Source organism: Bilophila sp. T19-St14, assembly GCF_059728385.1.
On record NZ_BAAGFT010000001.1, the window covers coordinates 1,084,744 to 1,100,163 of the forward strand.

The 15,420-nt window shown below is 54.7% G+C and carries 11 protein-coding genes; 5 read left to right on the plus strand and 6 right to left on the minus strand.

From position 1 onward, the window contains the following. Position 1 precedes the first annotated feature (1 nt). Together pheT and pheS are read right to left on the minus strand one after the other, a co-directional pair. Positions 2-2,401, minus strand: a complete 2,400-nt coding sequence (pheT, locus tag AC6I1V_RS04820; protein WP_486854220.1) for a phenylalanine--tRNA ligase subunit beta — start codon at positions 2,399-2,401, stop codon at positions 2-4. Positions 2,402-2,574: 173 nt separating this feature from the next. Next, complete coding sequence (pheS, locus tag AC6I1V_RS04825) at positions 2,575-3,612, minus strand: phenylalanine--tRNA ligase subunit alpha (protein ID WP_308772189.1); 1,038 nt, start codon at positions 3,610-3,612, stop codon at positions 2,575-2,577. A 388-nt stretch (positions 3,613-4,000) separates the two neighbouring features. Between pheS and AC6I1V_RS04830 the strand changes: the two genes are divergently transcribed. From AC6I1V_RS04830 to AC6I1V_RS04840, 3 genes are all read left to right on the plus strand, one after another. Beyond that, entirely contained in the window at positions 4,001-4,825 is an 825-nt protein-coding gene (locus AC6I1V_RS04830) for a hypothetical protein (RefSeq protein ID WP_497736909.1), read from the plus strand. A gap of 137 nt (positions 4,826-4,962) precedes the next feature. Next, complete coding sequence (locus tag AC6I1V_RS04835) at positions 4,963-5,262, plus strand: hypothetical protein (protein ID WP_497736910.1); 300 nt, start codon at positions 4,963-4,965, stop codon at positions 5,260-5,262. 922 nt (positions 5,263-6,184) lie between these two features. After that, positions 6,185-6,517, plus strand: coding sequence for a hypothetical protein (locus AC6I1V_RS04840; protein ID WP_486854218.1), 333 nt, complete (start codon positions 6,185-6,187; stop codon positions 6,515-6,517). An 83-nt stretch (positions 6,518-6,600) separates the two neighbouring features. Here the strand turns inward: AC6I1V_RS04840 and AC6I1V_RS04845 are convergent, their stop codons facing one another. Continuing rightward, positions 6,601-7,122: a hypothetical protein gene (locus AC6I1V_RS04845; RefSeq protein ID WP_486854217.1), complete on the minus strand. Its 522-nt coding sequence runs from the start codon at positions 7,120-7,122 to the stop codon at positions 6,601-6,603. Positions 7,123-7,171: 49 nt separating this feature from the next. On the opposite strand from AC6I1V_RS04845, the gene AC6I1V_RS04850 reads away from it, so the two are divergent. Continuing rightward, positions 7,172-7,777 carry a recombinase family protein gene (locus AC6I1V_RS04850; RefSeq protein ID WP_486854216.1) on the plus strand — a complete coding sequence of 202 codons (606 nt, stop codon included), beginning with the start codon at positions 7,172-7,174 and terminating at the stop codon, positions 7,775-7,777. Between the two features lie 1,668 nt (positions 7,778-9,445). On the opposite strand, the gene kdpC is transcribed toward AC6I1V_RS04850, so the two are convergent. From kdpC to kdpA, 3 genes are all read right to left on the minus strand, one after another. Next, complete coding sequence (gene kdpC, locus AC6I1V_RS04855; RefSeq protein WP_486854215.1) at positions 9,446-10,033, minus strand: potassium-transporting ATPase subunit KdpC; 588 nt, start codon at positions 10,031-10,033, stop codon at positions 9,446-9,448. A gap of 94 nt (positions 10,034-10,127) precedes the next feature. Continuing rightward, entirely contained in the window at positions 10,128-12,191 is a 2,064-nt protein-coding gene (gene kdpB, locus AC6I1V_RS04860; RefSeq protein ID WP_302553848.1) for a potassium-transporting ATPase subunit KdpB, read from the minus strand. A 30-nt stretch (positions 12,192-12,221) separates the two neighbouring features. Then, positions 12,222-13,913: a potassium-transporting ATPase subunit KdpA gene (kdpA, locus tag AC6I1V_RS04865; protein WP_337431447.1), complete on the minus strand. Its 1,692-nt coding sequence runs from the start codon at positions 13,911-13,913 to the stop codon at positions 12,222-12,224. Between the two features lie 629 nt (positions 13,914-14,542). Here kdpA and AC6I1V_RS04870 point away from each other — a divergent pair. Then, positions 14,543-15,397 carry a transporter substrate-binding domain-containing protein gene (locus AC6I1V_RS04870; protein ID WP_302553844.1) on the plus strand — a complete coding sequence of 285 codons (855 nt, stop codon included), beginning with the start codon at positions 14,543-14,545 and terminating at the stop codon, positions 15,395-15,397. Positions 15,398-15,420: the final 23 nt, after the last annotated feature.

Below are 15,420 nucleotides of genomic sequence, written 5' to 3' on the forward strand. Positions count from 1 at the left end.
ATCAGATACGGACGCCCAGATTCTTGATAAGCGATTGTGCCACCTTTTCCCGCTCCTTGTCCACCTCGGCATCTTTAAGAGTCCGATCGGCCTTGCGGAACGTGAGCCGGAAGGTCAGGTTGCGTTCTTCCTTATCCTTGGGCTCATACAGGTCGATGAGGGTCACGTCTTCAAGGATGGCGATCCGCATGTCGCGGATGTGCTTCTCAACGGCGGCCACGGACAGGGTAAGCGGCGCGATGACCGTCACGTCGCGGCTGGACGCCGGGAACACGGCCAGCGCCTTGAACACGATGCGGGCCGCCCGGTGCAGATCCCACAAGGTTTCCAGATCCAGTTCCGCCAGCCAGATGCGCTTGCGGGCATGGTAGGCGTCGGCGAGCTGCGCCTTGACTTGGCCCACCACACCGACGGTCTTCCCATCGACGGCCACGCGCACGCACGGCGCAAGGAAGGGATGGGCGTTTTCGTCACGGGTGAACACAGGCGCGGGAAGATTCAGGAACGCCGCGAGATGCTCCACCAAACCGCGGATGTCCGCATATCCGGCGTCGATTTCCGCATTCGGCCATGCCGTGTCGTACAAGGAACCGTACATCACCATGCCGAGGCGGGCGCTTTCCTTCGCCGTGGTCTGGGAAGCGGGATCGGCCTCAAATACGTTGGCCACTTCAAACAGGCGGACGCCCATGTTGCCGTGCGCGATGTTGGTGCGCACGTTCTGGAGCAGGCTTGGGGCGATCTCGGTGCGGAGCACGTTCTGTTCTTCGGTCAGCGGGTTGATGATGTCAATGCGGCCTTCCTTGGGAAGGCCAAGGTGATCGAGATCCTTATGCCCGACGAAGCTGTAGTTCTCGGCTTCGTTCAGGCCGAGGCCGCGCCCCCACGCCTTGATGCGGGACAGGAAGCCGTATCTGGATTCCGGCTGCCCGAAACGATCGAGGGGACGGGAAACGGCGGGCAGGGTTTCCGGGATGGTGTCCATGCCCTTCACACGCGCGATTTCTTCGATAAGATCCACTTCGCGGCTCAGGTCGGAACGCCAGCTTGGGGTCGTGACCTTCCAGTCCGCCCCGTCGGAACGGTCAAGGCCGCAGCCCAGACGTTCCAGCGTATCCGCGCAGAATGCGGGCTCGACATCCATGCCGAGCAGATCGACGGCACGCTGGACACGGAAACGCGGTTGCGGGGCCGCCCACAGCTTGGGCTCCTGCGTGCAGGCCCCCGTACGAACCACGCCGCCGGAAAGCTCCGCCATCAGGCTGACGGCCCTGTCCATAGCGAACCGGGAATTGACCTGATCCACGCCGCGCTCGAAGCGGTAGGAGGCTTCGCTGGACAGGGCGAGACGCCGGGCCGTCTTGCGGATGGTTTCGGGACGGAATACGGCGCTCTCAACCACGACGTTGCGGCTGGCGTCGGAAATTTCCGTATTAAGCCCGCCCATGACCCCGGCGAGAGCAACAGGCTTCATGCCGTCGCGGATCAGCAGGTCGGCGGAGGTCAGCACACGCTCCTGACCGTCAAGGGTCACAAGGCGCTCGCCGTCACGGGCCACGGAGATTTCCGTGCGTCCGCCTTCCAGCTTGTCGCGGTCAAAGGCGTGCAGCGGCTGCCCCAGCTCCATCAAAATATAGTTGGTGACGTCCACAATGTTGGAAATGGGACGGATACCCACTGCATGCAGACGGTGGCGCATCCACATGGGCGACTGCCTGATGGTCACGCCTTCCACAAGGCGCAGCTGGTAGAACGGGCACAAGTCGGGATTCGGGATGTTCACCGCCCACTCCGAAGCCCAATCCGCCCCCTGTGCCTCCACATGCACCTTGGGCAGCGTCAGAGGCAGCTTGAAAGCCAACGCCGCTTCGCGGGCAAGGCCGAGTACGGACAGGCAGTCGCCGCGGTTCGGGGTGATGCCGATTTCCAGAATCTCCGTATCCAGATCCAGTGCGTCGATGAGGCGGGTGCCGACTTTGAAGCCTTCGGGCAGCACCATGATGCCGTTATGATCTTCGGAAAGCCCCAGCTCTCGCTCGGAGCAGATCATGCCGAACGAGGGCACGCCGCGCAGCTTGGCCTTCTTGATGACCATACCGCCGGGCATCGTCGTACCCACCAGCGCCACCGGGACCTTCTGCCCGGCGGCCACATTGGGCGCACCGCACACGATGTTCAGCACTTCTTCCTGTCCGACATCCACCGTGCATACGGCCAGATGATCCGAGTCGGGATGGGCCTCTTTCGTCAGGACGTGCCCGACGACGATGTCCTTGATGGCATCATACGGATGGATGATGTCTTCCAGTTCCAGCCCAAGCATCGTCAGGCGATCGCCGACTTCCTGAGCCCCGGCTTCCACCGGGACAAATTCGCGCAACCATTTCAGACTTAACAGCATTGCTCAATCCTTTCGGGGCATCGCCCCAAAAACCGCCAAGGAAAGCCTTCCCACAAGACGGCGCATTCTTCTCTTGATCGGGATCGCAAAGGCATTTTTCCGAATGAACCGGAAACCGCCTGCAAGAAAAAGCTGAAACCGATCCCGATTCCCTGTCCGAAGGAGGGGATACCCTAGGCAAACTGGCCGAGGAAACGCACGTCGTTCTCAAAGAACATGCGCAGATCCCCAATGCCGTACTTCAGCATGGCGATACGTTCCACGCCAAGGCCAAAGGCGAAACCGGTCACCTCTTCCGGGTCGTAGCCAACGGCCTTGAAGACTTCGGGATCGACCATGCCGCAGCCGAGGATTTCCAGCCAGCCGGTCCCCTTGCACACGCGGCACGTGGTGCCGCCGACGTGCCCCTTCCCGCCGCACATGCAGCAGGAAATGTCGGCCTCGGCGCTGGGTTCCGTAAACGGGAAGAAGCTCGGACGGAAACGAATGCGGGTATCGGAACCGAACACTTCACGCATGAACGCGGTAAGCGTCCCGCGCAGGTCAGCCATAGTCACGTGCTTGTCCACGAGCAGGCCTTCGACCTGATGGAACATCGGCGTGTGCGTGATGTCCGAGTCGCGGCGGTAGACGCGTCCGGGCGCAACCACGGCAACGGGAGGCTTCTGCTTGAGCATGGTCCGCACCTGAAGCGGGGACGTATGCGTACGCAGCACAATGCCGTCGGACACGTACAGGGTATCCTGCATGTCGCGCGCGGGGTGTTCCGGCGGAATGTTCAGCGCCTCAAAACAATAGTAGTCCGTCTCCACTTCCGGGCCGGATACGATGTCGTAGCCTAGCCCCTTGAAGATGGCGCAGATTTCTTCCATCACCATGGTCACCGGATGCAGCGAACCGCGCCACGGCAGGCGTCCGGGCAGGCCGGCGTCAAAGCGCGCCAGTGCAGCGGCTTCTTCGGCGTTGTCGAGAGCCGTCTTCTTGGCTTCAAACTGAGCGGTCAGGCTTTCCTTCACCCGGTTGGCGGTTTGCCCCAGCAAAGGCCGCTGCGCAGGTTCAAGTTCGGGGAGGCGAGACATGATACGGGCAATGCGGCCCTTGCGTCCGAGGAATTCAACCCGGAGCGCTTCCATTTCCTGCAACGAAGAAGCCTGATCCAAACCCTTTTCAAGTTCCGGGATCAGGCTTTCAAGTTCCGTGAGAAGGTCCATCTAGACAACCTAATAATTTCGTTACACTTTGTGTGATTACATACGGCCGGATACGACGCCGAACAATAAGGACTTCAGTCTTAGCATACCGGGAATGCCTTGTAAATCCGCAATGCCGATGCCCCGGTTGCACATGGCGGCGTGTACTTTCCTGCCGTTTGGGCGCCTACCCCGGCTCTGCCCGCCCTTTTCCATATCGCCTTTTCAGTGAGCGCGTGGGAAAACATTCCCAAGCAACGCACCTTTTCAAGACATCTGTTGTCACGGAAATGATTCTCAGTTATGCTGCTGGAACCATATTCTCCCGCATGGAATACCTGCGGCGCTCCCCACGGCCCCATACCGCGGTGGCCCCACTCCAAGCAAACAAGGTGTACGCGGTGTACGCATGGATCTGGACGAACGGATTGAAGAATTCCGAAACAGCCTCCCCGAAAAGAAAAGGGAAGCGTTCGATTCGTTGCCACACGACTATAAACAAACGCTTATTGATCCTGAGGCCATCAAAAAAATGGCCCAAGCGTCCTTGGACGCCGCCGGCGTCATGAAGCGCACCCCAGCCAAGCTTCCGTCCTTCCCTGCGCCCTACTCCCTTCCCGGCAGTTTTCTGGATGAGTTGGATGAGCACCCCGTTGCGACCTTCATCCAGATCAAAAAGGAGTTCAACAAAGAGTTTTCCACATGGGTAGCCGGCTGCTGCCAATACTTAGGATCGTTCATTGAGCTGAATTCCGGCAATTTCTATGTGAACCTTACCCAGTGCCATTTAAACAAGAGAAACATCGAGGTCTGCGCCAAACTCCTCTACCTTTCCGGCGTCATGCTTGATGACAAACACAGCATGAACTATTTCATTCAGATCGCGCGGGAAATCACGCGCTCTTTCTATCCTCTGGATACGTCATCCATTCCCGCGGATATTTCTGATCTGGACGACCTCACAAAACACCTTGAACGGGAATACAAGCGCCAGCACCCCGAACATTGGTTTGAAGATTGGAGGCAACGCGTTACGCACGAGCTGCAAGAACTTTTCAGCAAAAAAGACTTGGTTGAAAAAACAGCCTTGCCGAGCCAGCGGAAGCCCCAATATCAACCCGCAGCCCCCACAAAAAAAGTACAGCCTGAAAAAAAGCGAAAAGAAAAAGGCTGCCTGGGCGTTTGCCTCATACTGACAACACTTGCCGCTCTGGGAATAGCCTTCCTGCATTAGTTTCGCTTGCATAGTCTATATCATAGTGGGGAAATCCGTACGACTTCCCATCTTATATTGTACCTTCGCTCATTTCTTTTCCACTTGAAAGCAACACGAATACCTTAATGCTTCGGTAAGGGAGCTTTCTACGCGCCATGTTGAAGTTCCAAGTGACAGCCAGTAAAAGCCCTCATCCACAGATTCTACCAAGTGGAAAAACAGAGAAAAAACGGTATGCCTGTCATGCGTTAAGGAAGGATATCACGCCCTCGACAGGGGGTTTCTTAAAGGCATTGGAACCGGGGGACACAGAGGGGGAGAGAGGGGAGGTTACGGGAAGGAGGCTGGGGCCGTTAGACGGAGAGAGAGAGAGAGAGAGAGAGAGAGAGAGAGAGAGAGAGAGAGAGAGAGACGCCATCGAGCATCCCTTCATTATCCACTGTGCCGGAAAGTGAAAGGCATCCACCCACGCCCTTGTGGAGTCTGTTTTATGGGCAACACCGTCGGGTTCAATTATTGATAAACGGCGGTACTTCTTCATATGAAAGGTCGCCACAGGATGAAAAACCCGTTTTTCGTATTCCCGAATCCATCTGGAAAGAAGGGCTGCGGCTGTCCGTGACGCCATGAAAGGAAACCACTCTCTCACGTATTCACCCATGTTCTGCTATCTGGTACGAACCTCCAAAATTCGATTCGCCGTCCCTGTAAGGCCGAAAGATGCATGTTGAGGCCGCCTGTTTACGAAAAAAGAGCACAAGGGTAAAAAAGCCTACCGCAATCTGAGGGATATGCTCCCCCAAGAAGCGGATGCATACCCTATACGCAAGGCATAACCAGCCTGCCGTTTTCCCATCTTGTTTAAATTTCCCGTTATGTTCCCGTCCGATCCCCTCACCGGGGCTTTTGACGTGTACCAGCCCTCCTGAAATCCAAACGGATTCAGGAGTTTTTTTTGTGAAACAACATCAACCGTCCCATCCCCACGGTCTTCTCTGTCTACCCCAACTTTTCAATATGATCCCCATAAACAAGAACGCATGGAAGGAAACTTATCTCAGCGGGCGCTATCCCAAGCCCGAAATAATCGCAACATCTAAGGAAACCATTGACATATTCATGGAAAGCCTGAGCAGTCAAGGGGAAAATCATGCGGTAACCTCCTGCAATCCTCTCAGGGTATTTTGAACGGCAATGGATTGTTCCCCTCTGGGATCATAGCGGATGGAAAACGGCATCATTACCCGCGAGTTCAAAAACAACAGACCGCTTTAAGCAGGTTGTCCTTGAAAACCCTTAATCTTATCAAAAATGCACTCCACGCCATTATTGATTGGGAGGCGTGTGGGGGGAGGCGGAAAAAGAACATTGAGAAGTATGGGCGGCAAAGCTGAGGAAGTGGAACATTTCTTTAGTCCCCCTTTCTCCCGAAGTCTTCATTTTCAACTATCCATACTGGAAAAACAGCCCTCTTTCTTGACGGGCTGCAAAAGACGCTTACCGCAAATATTTTGCTCAAGTGCAACGGGAAATGGAAACGTGCACAAAAATAAACATGGCTGGAAGTGGAATGTACGGCTTGCCGAGGCAACGTTGTGGGAAAAAACGGGGCTGGAAGCACACCTACAAAAAATGAAGGTGCCCAATGGCAGGGAATCGGCAGTTTTTACTGCAATCGACGATTCCGCCCGCAACATCTCGACGTTGTAGAGGGCAAGAAGGCTGAACAGCTTCAGCACCGTTAGAAAAAGGGACGCGTCAGCAAGAGGAGGAGGAAAGAAGAAGAAGAAACGTCAGTAACCACGGTCTGCCAGCAGCATAAGGATAACGCAAGGCGTCGGAGGAAGAGTTTCGCGCAGGCCGAGGATATAGCCACTATGCTTCTTGAAGCATGGGCGGCTGTCCCGTTCAACTGGAAAGACACAAAGCCAATCCGGGACGCCGCTCCACCCAAGACAGGGGAAATACTTTGCCATCACCACGGCCCAGCTCAAAAAATCGGACATGAATTTGCCAAGCTCAAACCTACCGCCGCCGCTTTGGGCGGAAATCGGATGACGCCTATGAAGGAGGCTGTTTTTACCTTGTCCCTGAGCTGGATCGGATGAAAAAACGAAGTTTCGCAATGCAGGAAATTGCCGGACACCTGCACGGGAAAAGAATCCACGTAAAACCGCCGCCCCTTGCCAAAATACCGCAATGGACTCAGGCGGCCAAAGATAAAAAGATGATCCCCCAACCCAATCCGCCGCAGCCAAAGCCCCCGTCATTGCGGCGCGCACCGCCACTGAAAGCCGATACGTCTCTTCCTTCAACTCTGACAGACCGCTTGAGGAACCGTAACATCAACACGCAGGGAATAGTATGGAACAGACATACGGATATATCCGCGTCTCCAGCACGGATCAGAATGAGGGACGCCAACGCATGGCCTTTGAACAAAAAGCCATTCCCGCCGACCATATTTTTATGGACAAACTATCAGGCAAGGACTTTCAGCGTCCTCAATATCAGGAATTGCTAAAACGCCTTAAACCCGGCGATCAGCTCTGCATTATCAGCATTGATCGGCTCGGGCGCAATTACGAGGAGATTCAGCAACAATGGCGCTTTCTTACCAAAGAAAAACAGGTTGACATCCTCGTCCTGGATATGCCCCTGCTCGACACGAGGCACGACAAAGATCTGCTCGGCACCTTTATTGCTGACCTTGTCTTGCAGGTACTTTCCTTTGTGGCTCAGAACGAACGGGAGAATATCCGCAAACGGCAGGCTGAAGGGATCGCCGTGGCCAAACGAAATGGCGTAAGATTTGGCCCAAAGCCGCAACCATTGCCAAAAAATTTCTCGGAAATCTTTCTGCTCTGGAAACAGGGAAATATCTCCATGACGGAGGCCGCGAAACGCACGGGCATGGCCCGCTCCACTTTCCGTAAGAAGGTAAAATCATACGGAAAAACTTATCCATAGGCGGATAGAGAAGTCTACGGCTGGGCCGTGGGTTCTTTCTTCCCCCAAAAGGAAGCATCCCATAAGCCCCTGATCTCCCCCTCTTGTTCGCTAACCACATAACTATCCATATGAAATGCTCGCCATCGCTGCGGCCTCCGCCTCATAGCCATGCCCATCCGTTCGCAAATGATCCGCTGCGCTCATCATTTCACCGGAACCCACCGCACGGTTCGTCCCCGTGTATGGGCTTGGAAAAGGAAGTGGAATACGAAAAACTGAAAAATTTTTGGCTGTGTTATAGAAAATGGTTGATGCTTTTTCCCTTGAAGCTCCAAAGGAATAACCGACAAAATGCCTTAGCCGTGGATTCCGCCAACGAAAGGCTGGAGAACAAGGCTGTATTTTCACCACACTGTGGAGATAAAACAACCGCATACTATGGTACAGCCAAATTTTTCCTTTCTGTCTTGAAGTATTGATGAAAATAAAGTCAGGCTCTTTGCCCCATTGTGGAGTAAGGTATCGCCAATAAGAGGGTGGCATGGCTGGGCATAATCAGGAGCAGTACATGGTTATGCATCTTACCAGATTCTGTGTTTATAATCCGTTAGGTGAACCGTATTGAAATCCGATGTGGAAAAATGGTGCCCATGCTGTCATGGTGCCGGGTGATATAAATATTACATAATGTATGGATATACTGTGCAATTATTGCAAAATGCAATATTTACATAAGGAACAAGGCAGGCGATCATATAAATATGATTATATTTCAATATAATACAAAGCTATCTTTTCTTGGCATAGTTACTGCATTTCTTTTCGTACGATCATTCTCCTCATGATCGCGTGAAGTTGCTAGCTGTTCCGTCTAGGAAACGGTGACTTATCCATGTAGCCGTTTCAGCGTGCAACGGAATAAAGTCCACAAGCTCCAATATGTGGCACTCTCAAATCCCCTAGGCGTAGTGTAGTGATTACGCCGTCCCCAAAAGGCGATCTTTTCGGATCGCCTTTCTTTATATCTTGGCTATGGCATAGGAGGCGGCTGATGCTTTTTCTTGGAGTTCTTACGGGATAGAAAACACCTTAGCCATTGGGGTCATCCAACGGAAAAACTGAAGAAAAAGGCGCTATTTTCACGATACTGTGGAGATGAAACAGCCGCACCCTATAACAGAGCTATATATACAATTATACATTTAATATATTTCGTTCAATAATGTATATGAAGCATTGTATCTCTTTGCTGATTTTTATAGCGCATCAAGATAAACGTATAAGGCCATATGCAGATATGAATGACTCATTCCACACATAATAATTATACGTTTTGGTTCTGTCATAGTATGTGGTTGCTTCATATCCATAACACGGTGAAAATGCAGCCTTTTTATACAGCTTTCCCCTTTGGCTGAATCCATAGCCAAGGCATTTTGCTGGTTATTCCTTTGGAACTTCAAGGAAAAAAGCATCAACCATTTTCTAGGACACAGCCTACGTTTTTTATCTACTTTTCTCACCGGAAGGCTCTATCTGAGATATGCTGCCGATTACCTGCCCGGCTCTTCAAGAAATAAAACATCAATCGGCTGCTGCGAAACGCGCCATATGCCAAAAGAAGGAGGCCCCTTCTTCCTTGAGGGGGCCTCCTTCTCTTACCTATGCAGCATGCAAGAAGAACAATCAGTTTTTATTCAGCTTGTCCAGTGCAATATTAAGTTCCAATACGTTCACAAGGGGCGAATTGGTCAAAAAACCACCCGGTGTGGTCGTATGTTCTGCAATAAGTTTCTTGACGGTATCCTTATCAATGCCACGCGCAGCAGCTACACGGTCAAGCTGGTATTCTGCAGCGGCAAGCGTGATATGAGGATCCATACCAGCCCCCGAAGCGGTCACGAGATCAGCCGGAATTTTGTTGCCGGCCGTGGCGCCGTATAGGGAAATGGTTTCTTGGGCCCGTTCACGCAACTCCTTGCTCGCAGGGGAAAGGTTGCTGCCTCCGGTCGCAGCGGCGTTGTAATCCACAGCGGACGGACGCGGCCAGAAGTATTCGGGTTTCGTAAAGGACTGAGCAATCTGAGAGCTGCCGATAACCTCTCCCTTGTCGTTATGCAGCAGATAGCCGTTAGCCGAGAACGGGACGAAGGTTTGCCCGATGCCAAAGATGAGCAGCGTATAGAGCACGCAGCAGACAAACATAGTCGCGATGACCAAACGGAAGTTCGTCAAAAGCTGGGTTGCGAGCTTGATGGAAGGTGTAGTCGTCATTGTTTATAGACTCCGAGCCAGCCGAATGCGGAAGGCGTTGGGTAGATGGTGTCTTGGGCAGGCGCACCGGGCATCCGATGCGCCTGCGTATTGGCTAAAACAAGCCGATGCCGCACAGCACAATGTCGATCAACTTGATGCCGGCAAAGGGGATGAGCACGCCGCCGAGCCCGTAAACCAGCAGGTTATGCCGCAGGACGCTGTCAGCCCGCATCGGACGGTACTTTACGCCCTTAATGGCGATGGGGATCAGCAGCGGGATGATGATCGCATTGAAGATCAGGGCAGAGAGGATAGCGCTCTGCGGAGTGCCGAGGCCCATGATGTTCAAGGCGGACAACTGCGGGATGGCGAGCATGAACATGGCCGGGATAATGGCGAAGTACTTCGCCACATCGTTGGCGATGGAGAAGGTCGTCAGCGCGCCGCGGGTCATGATGAGCTGCTTGCCGATTTCGATGACTTCGATGAGCTTGGTCGGGTCGCTGTCGAGGTCAACCATGTTGCCGGCTTCTTTGGCGGCCTGCGTACCGGAGTTCATGGCCACGCCGATATCTGCCTGGGCCAGAGCGGGCGCGTCGTTGGTGCCGTCGCCCATCATGGCGATCAGATGGCCGGAAGCCTGCTCCTTACGGATATAGGCCAGCTTGTCCTCAGGCCGAGCCTCGGCGATGAAGTCATCCACACCCGCCTGCTTGGCTATGGCCGAAGCGGTCAGCGGGTTGTCGCCGGTCACCATGACGATGCGGATACCCATAGCCCGCAGACGGGCAAAGCGTTCCTTGATGCCGGGCTTGAGCACGTCGGCCAACGCGACAACGCCGAGCACACGTTCGTTGCGAATGACCACAATGGGGGTGCTCCCCTGGCTGGCGATGTCGTCAACGGTTTTGCCGAGCCCTTCAGGAAGCGAAGCGTTCATCCGTTTGACGCAGTTGCAAATGGAATCCGAAGCCCCCTTGCGGTAAAGGGTGCCGTCAGGCAGCTCCAGACCGCTGAGGCGGGACTGCGCGGTGAAGGGAATCACCTTGGAGTCAGGCACTTCATGCGGAGCCGAAGCGCCGAGGACTTTACGCGCCAGCTCTACGATGGACTTCCCTTCCGGGGTGGCATCCCCGAAGGAGGCGAACATAGCCGCTTCAGCCAGTTCAGCCTCGCTCACGCCCTGCACAGGGTGAAAGCTCATGGCATGGCGGTTCCCCATCGTGATCGTACCGGTCTTGTCAAGAAGCAGGGTATCGATGTCACCGGCCAGTTCCACAGCCTTACCGCTCTTCGCCAGCACGTTGGCGGCGAGGGCGCGGTCCATGCCGGCCAGCCCGATGGCGGCCAGCAGCGCGCCGATGGTGGTCGGGATAAGGCACACGAGGAGCGCGATCAGCGTCGGGATGGGCAGCTCGACATCAAAGTAGAGCCCCATCGGATACAGCGTCCCGGTCACAAGCAGGAAGGCGAGGGTCAGCCCGGCGAGGGTAACGGTCAACGCGCATTCGTTGGGGGTCTTCTGGCGCACGGCGCCTTCGACCAGCGCGATCATGCGGTCAAGGAAGGAATCGCCGGGCGCGGCAGTGATGCGGACGGTGATCGAGTCGGACAGTACGCGGGTGCCGCCGGTAACGCCGGAACGGTCGCCGCCGGCCTCGCGGACCACGGGCGCGGATTCGCCGGTGATGGCGGATTCATCCACGCTGGCCGCGCCTTCCACCACTTCGCCGTCGGTGGGGATAAATTCCCCAGCGCTGACAACCACGAGGTCGCCCTGCTTGAGCATGTCGGACATGACCTCAACGGGCTTTCCGTCCACAAGCTTCTTGGCGACGGTCTTGGAACGGGTACGCTTCAGGGTGTTGGCCTGCGCCTTGCCGCGGGCCTCCGCCAGCGCCTCGGCAAAATTGGCGAACAGCACCGTAGCCCACAGGATGACGGTCACCGCCAGCGTATAGGCCATGGAAGGGCTGCTGCCCAGCGCATCCATCACAAAGGTCAGGGTCGTCAGCAGCGCGCCGATTTCCGTCACGAACATGACGGGGTTGCGCATCATAATCTTCGGGTTAAGCATGGCGAAGGACCGGAAAAAGGCGATCCTGACCAGTTCGCCCTCAAACAGGGAGGGGCGGCGGCTCGCTTGGCGATCCCTTAATACACTCGTAACATTCATATGTTCCATTCCTTATGTACGATCAGAGAATCAGTTCGCGGCAATGCCGGCAACATTGACAAGGTGGTCGGCGATGGGGCCGAGCACGGCGGCGGGCATGAAGAGCAGCGCGCCGACGAAGAGCACGCAGCCGAACAGCACGCAGCCGAACAACGGGGTATCCGTGCGCAGGGTACCGGCAGTTTCGGGGCTGGCCTTCTTGGAGGCCAGGGAGCCCACGATGGCCATGGGGAATACAATGGGGATGAAGCGGTTAAGCAGCATCACGAGGCCGGTAGCCACGTTCCACGGCACGGTGTTGTCGCCAAGCCCCTCAAAGCCGGAACCGTTGTTGGCCGACGAGGAGGTGAACTCGTACAGGATTTCCGAAAAGCCGTGGAAGCCGCTGTTCAGGACGGTATCCGTGCCCCACGAGGTAGCGGCGAACAGGGCCGTGCCGCCAAGGATGAACAGCGGGTGGGCCAGTACGCCAAGAAGGGCGAACTTCATTTCGCGGGTTTCCACTTTCTTGCCCAGATATTCGGGAGTACGCCCCACCATCATGCCGCTGATGAACACGCCGATGACGATGTACAGGAACATGTTGACAAAACCGACGCCCACGCCGCCGAAAGTGGTGTTCAGCCACATGCCGACCATAGGCACGAGCCCGGCCAGAGGATTGAGGCTGTCGTGCATGCAGTTGACCGAACCGTTGCTGGAGCAGGTCGTGAACACGCTGTACGTCGGCCCGGCGGATACGCCGAAGCGCAGTTCCTTCCCTTCAAGGTTGGAGCTTTCCGCCACAGGCAGATCATGGAACGCGGCGGAAGGAGCGCTCTCGAAATAGACGGAGAAGCCGATTTTAAGGATCATGAAGGCGAGCATGACGGCGAAAATGACGGCGGCATGCTTCATACGCTTGGTGATACGGCCGAACATCCACACGCACCCCATCGGGATCACGACGAGGCACATCGTTTCGATCATGTTGGTGAAGAAGTTGGCGTTTTCAAAAGGATGCGTGCCGTTGGGGCCGAAGAAGCCGCCCCCGTTGGTGCCGAGGTCCTTAATGGTCAGGAAAGCCGCCACGGGGCCACGGGCGATGGTCTGCTTCGCCCCTTCCAAGGTGGTGGCCACGACAGACCCATCAAACGTCATGACAAGGCCGCCGAGCACCAGCATGGTGGCCGTGATCACGCAAATGGGGATCAGCACAAGGAAGGTGGAGCGCATCAAATCCATGTAGAAGTTGCCGAACACGGTTTTTCCGCTCAACCCACGGGCAATGGCCGTAAGAACACAAAGGCCGGTTGCGGGCGTGACATACTGAAGCCACATGATGCTGAACAGTTGGGAAAAATAGCTGAGAGCCTGTTCCCCAGAGTAATGCTGCAGGTTGGTATTCGAGGTAAACGAGGCGACCGTGTTGAAGATCAGGCTCGGTTCCAGAACCCCCTTGCCGTCGGGGTTGAGCGGCAGCACCTGCTGCAGGCCCAGAATGATGAACGCTACCGTAAAGATGATCGTATTGAACAGCAGCATGGAAAACGTGTATTGTTTCCAATCCTGCTCCACAGTGACGGAACGCCCGCCGATTTTAACGAAAAGAGCGTCAAGAGCGTAGCGGAAACCGCCTTTCTGCTGAGGATCACACATCCCCCATGTAGCCAGCTTGCCGATGTACCACGAGACAAGCACTGAGAGAAATATAACGAGTGCAGGATATAAAAGAGACTGCATAGCGGACTTCCATTATTTTTGTTTTGTATACAAAATCACATAAACGAGATAGCAGGCGCAGTAAGCCAGCGCGATACCAGCAATATACAACATACGTTCCCTCTCCTCATATCCTGTCACATAAATAGACAAGACCAAACATGCACACGAATGTGACTAGGCCAAGAAGCAGCATTCCTACAAACATAGATCCTCCAAATCCAGAAAATATGTTCTTTATGAAGGGGGGTGTGAACCTCCGGGGCATGCCGAACGGCAAAGTGCCTTCTCACACGCACAGCCCCCAAAAAGAACACCACCCTTTAGCAACACCCGTGCCAGATCTTATTTGCCTGAAATAAAAAAGAGTTACCCGCCCGGCATACGCACTTTTTTATTGCATTCCGCAATACCGCGGCCTTTCAGCCATTGCATTTTGCACGATCCGCCGTTTTCCCGCTTCATATTGCAAAATGCAAAAGCTTCTCGCCGTTTGTTTTAATTTGTAATGGGCGGAACTTCCTGTTTTTATAAAATATATATTAATTTAGGAATGTTATATTCATGGAATGTTTTTTGCTGAAAAATAAAAAAACCTTGGGCTACCCATGCGAACAACACATCTAAAACCAAAAGATTCAGGGAATGCTATGAACGCACTTCGATGTTTGGCTGTTGCCATGATCTGCCTTTTTTCTTTTATTGCCGGCGGATGCGACAACTCGGAAGAGCATGCGCAGACATCAGCCGAACAAAAGGTTTTGAAAGTTGGTTTCGAGGGGATGACCGTCCCCTGCAACTGGACACAGGACACGGATATTCATGGAGCCGTGCGGATTCAGGGTTCCAAGCAATTCCTATGCGGTTTTGAAATTGACTATATGAAACGGCTTTGCGAACTGGCGGGCTATAAGCTCGAAGCCTACAAGTTCGACTGGGACGGCATGCTCATGGCTGTGGCCACAGGGAAGGTGGACTGTGCCGTCTCGATGATTGTGCCAACGCCGGATCGGAAGCTGTCCATAGATTTCACTGTTCCATATTATTACGGGGAAACAGTGGGGCTGGCTCAAAAAGACAGCGCTTATGCCGCCGCCAAGTCCGTAGCGGAATTGCGCGGCGCCCGCGTGACCTCCATGCTCAACACCCTGTGGTATACCGAGCAGATCGACCGGTTGCCCAATGTGGAAAAACTCCCCGCCTTGGAAAATGTCCCGGCCCTGGTCGTGGCCCTGCAGTCCGGCAAGGCGGATATGATCCTGCTTGACCGCCCCACGGCGGAAGCCATTGTCATCGCCAACCCCGATCTCCGCATACTGCCCTTCTCCGGGGAAGGGAGTTTCAATATCTCAAAAGAAGAGACGGCGTGCGCCATCGCCCTGCCGAAGGGAAATGCGGAACTGCAAAAAATGCTGGAGTCGGCGATGTCCAAGATCTCCAAATCGGATGTGGACGAAATGATCCGGGATGCATGCCGCAACCAGCCTCTGACGAAACTCCCCTGATACGCTGACTGAAAAATTGAGAA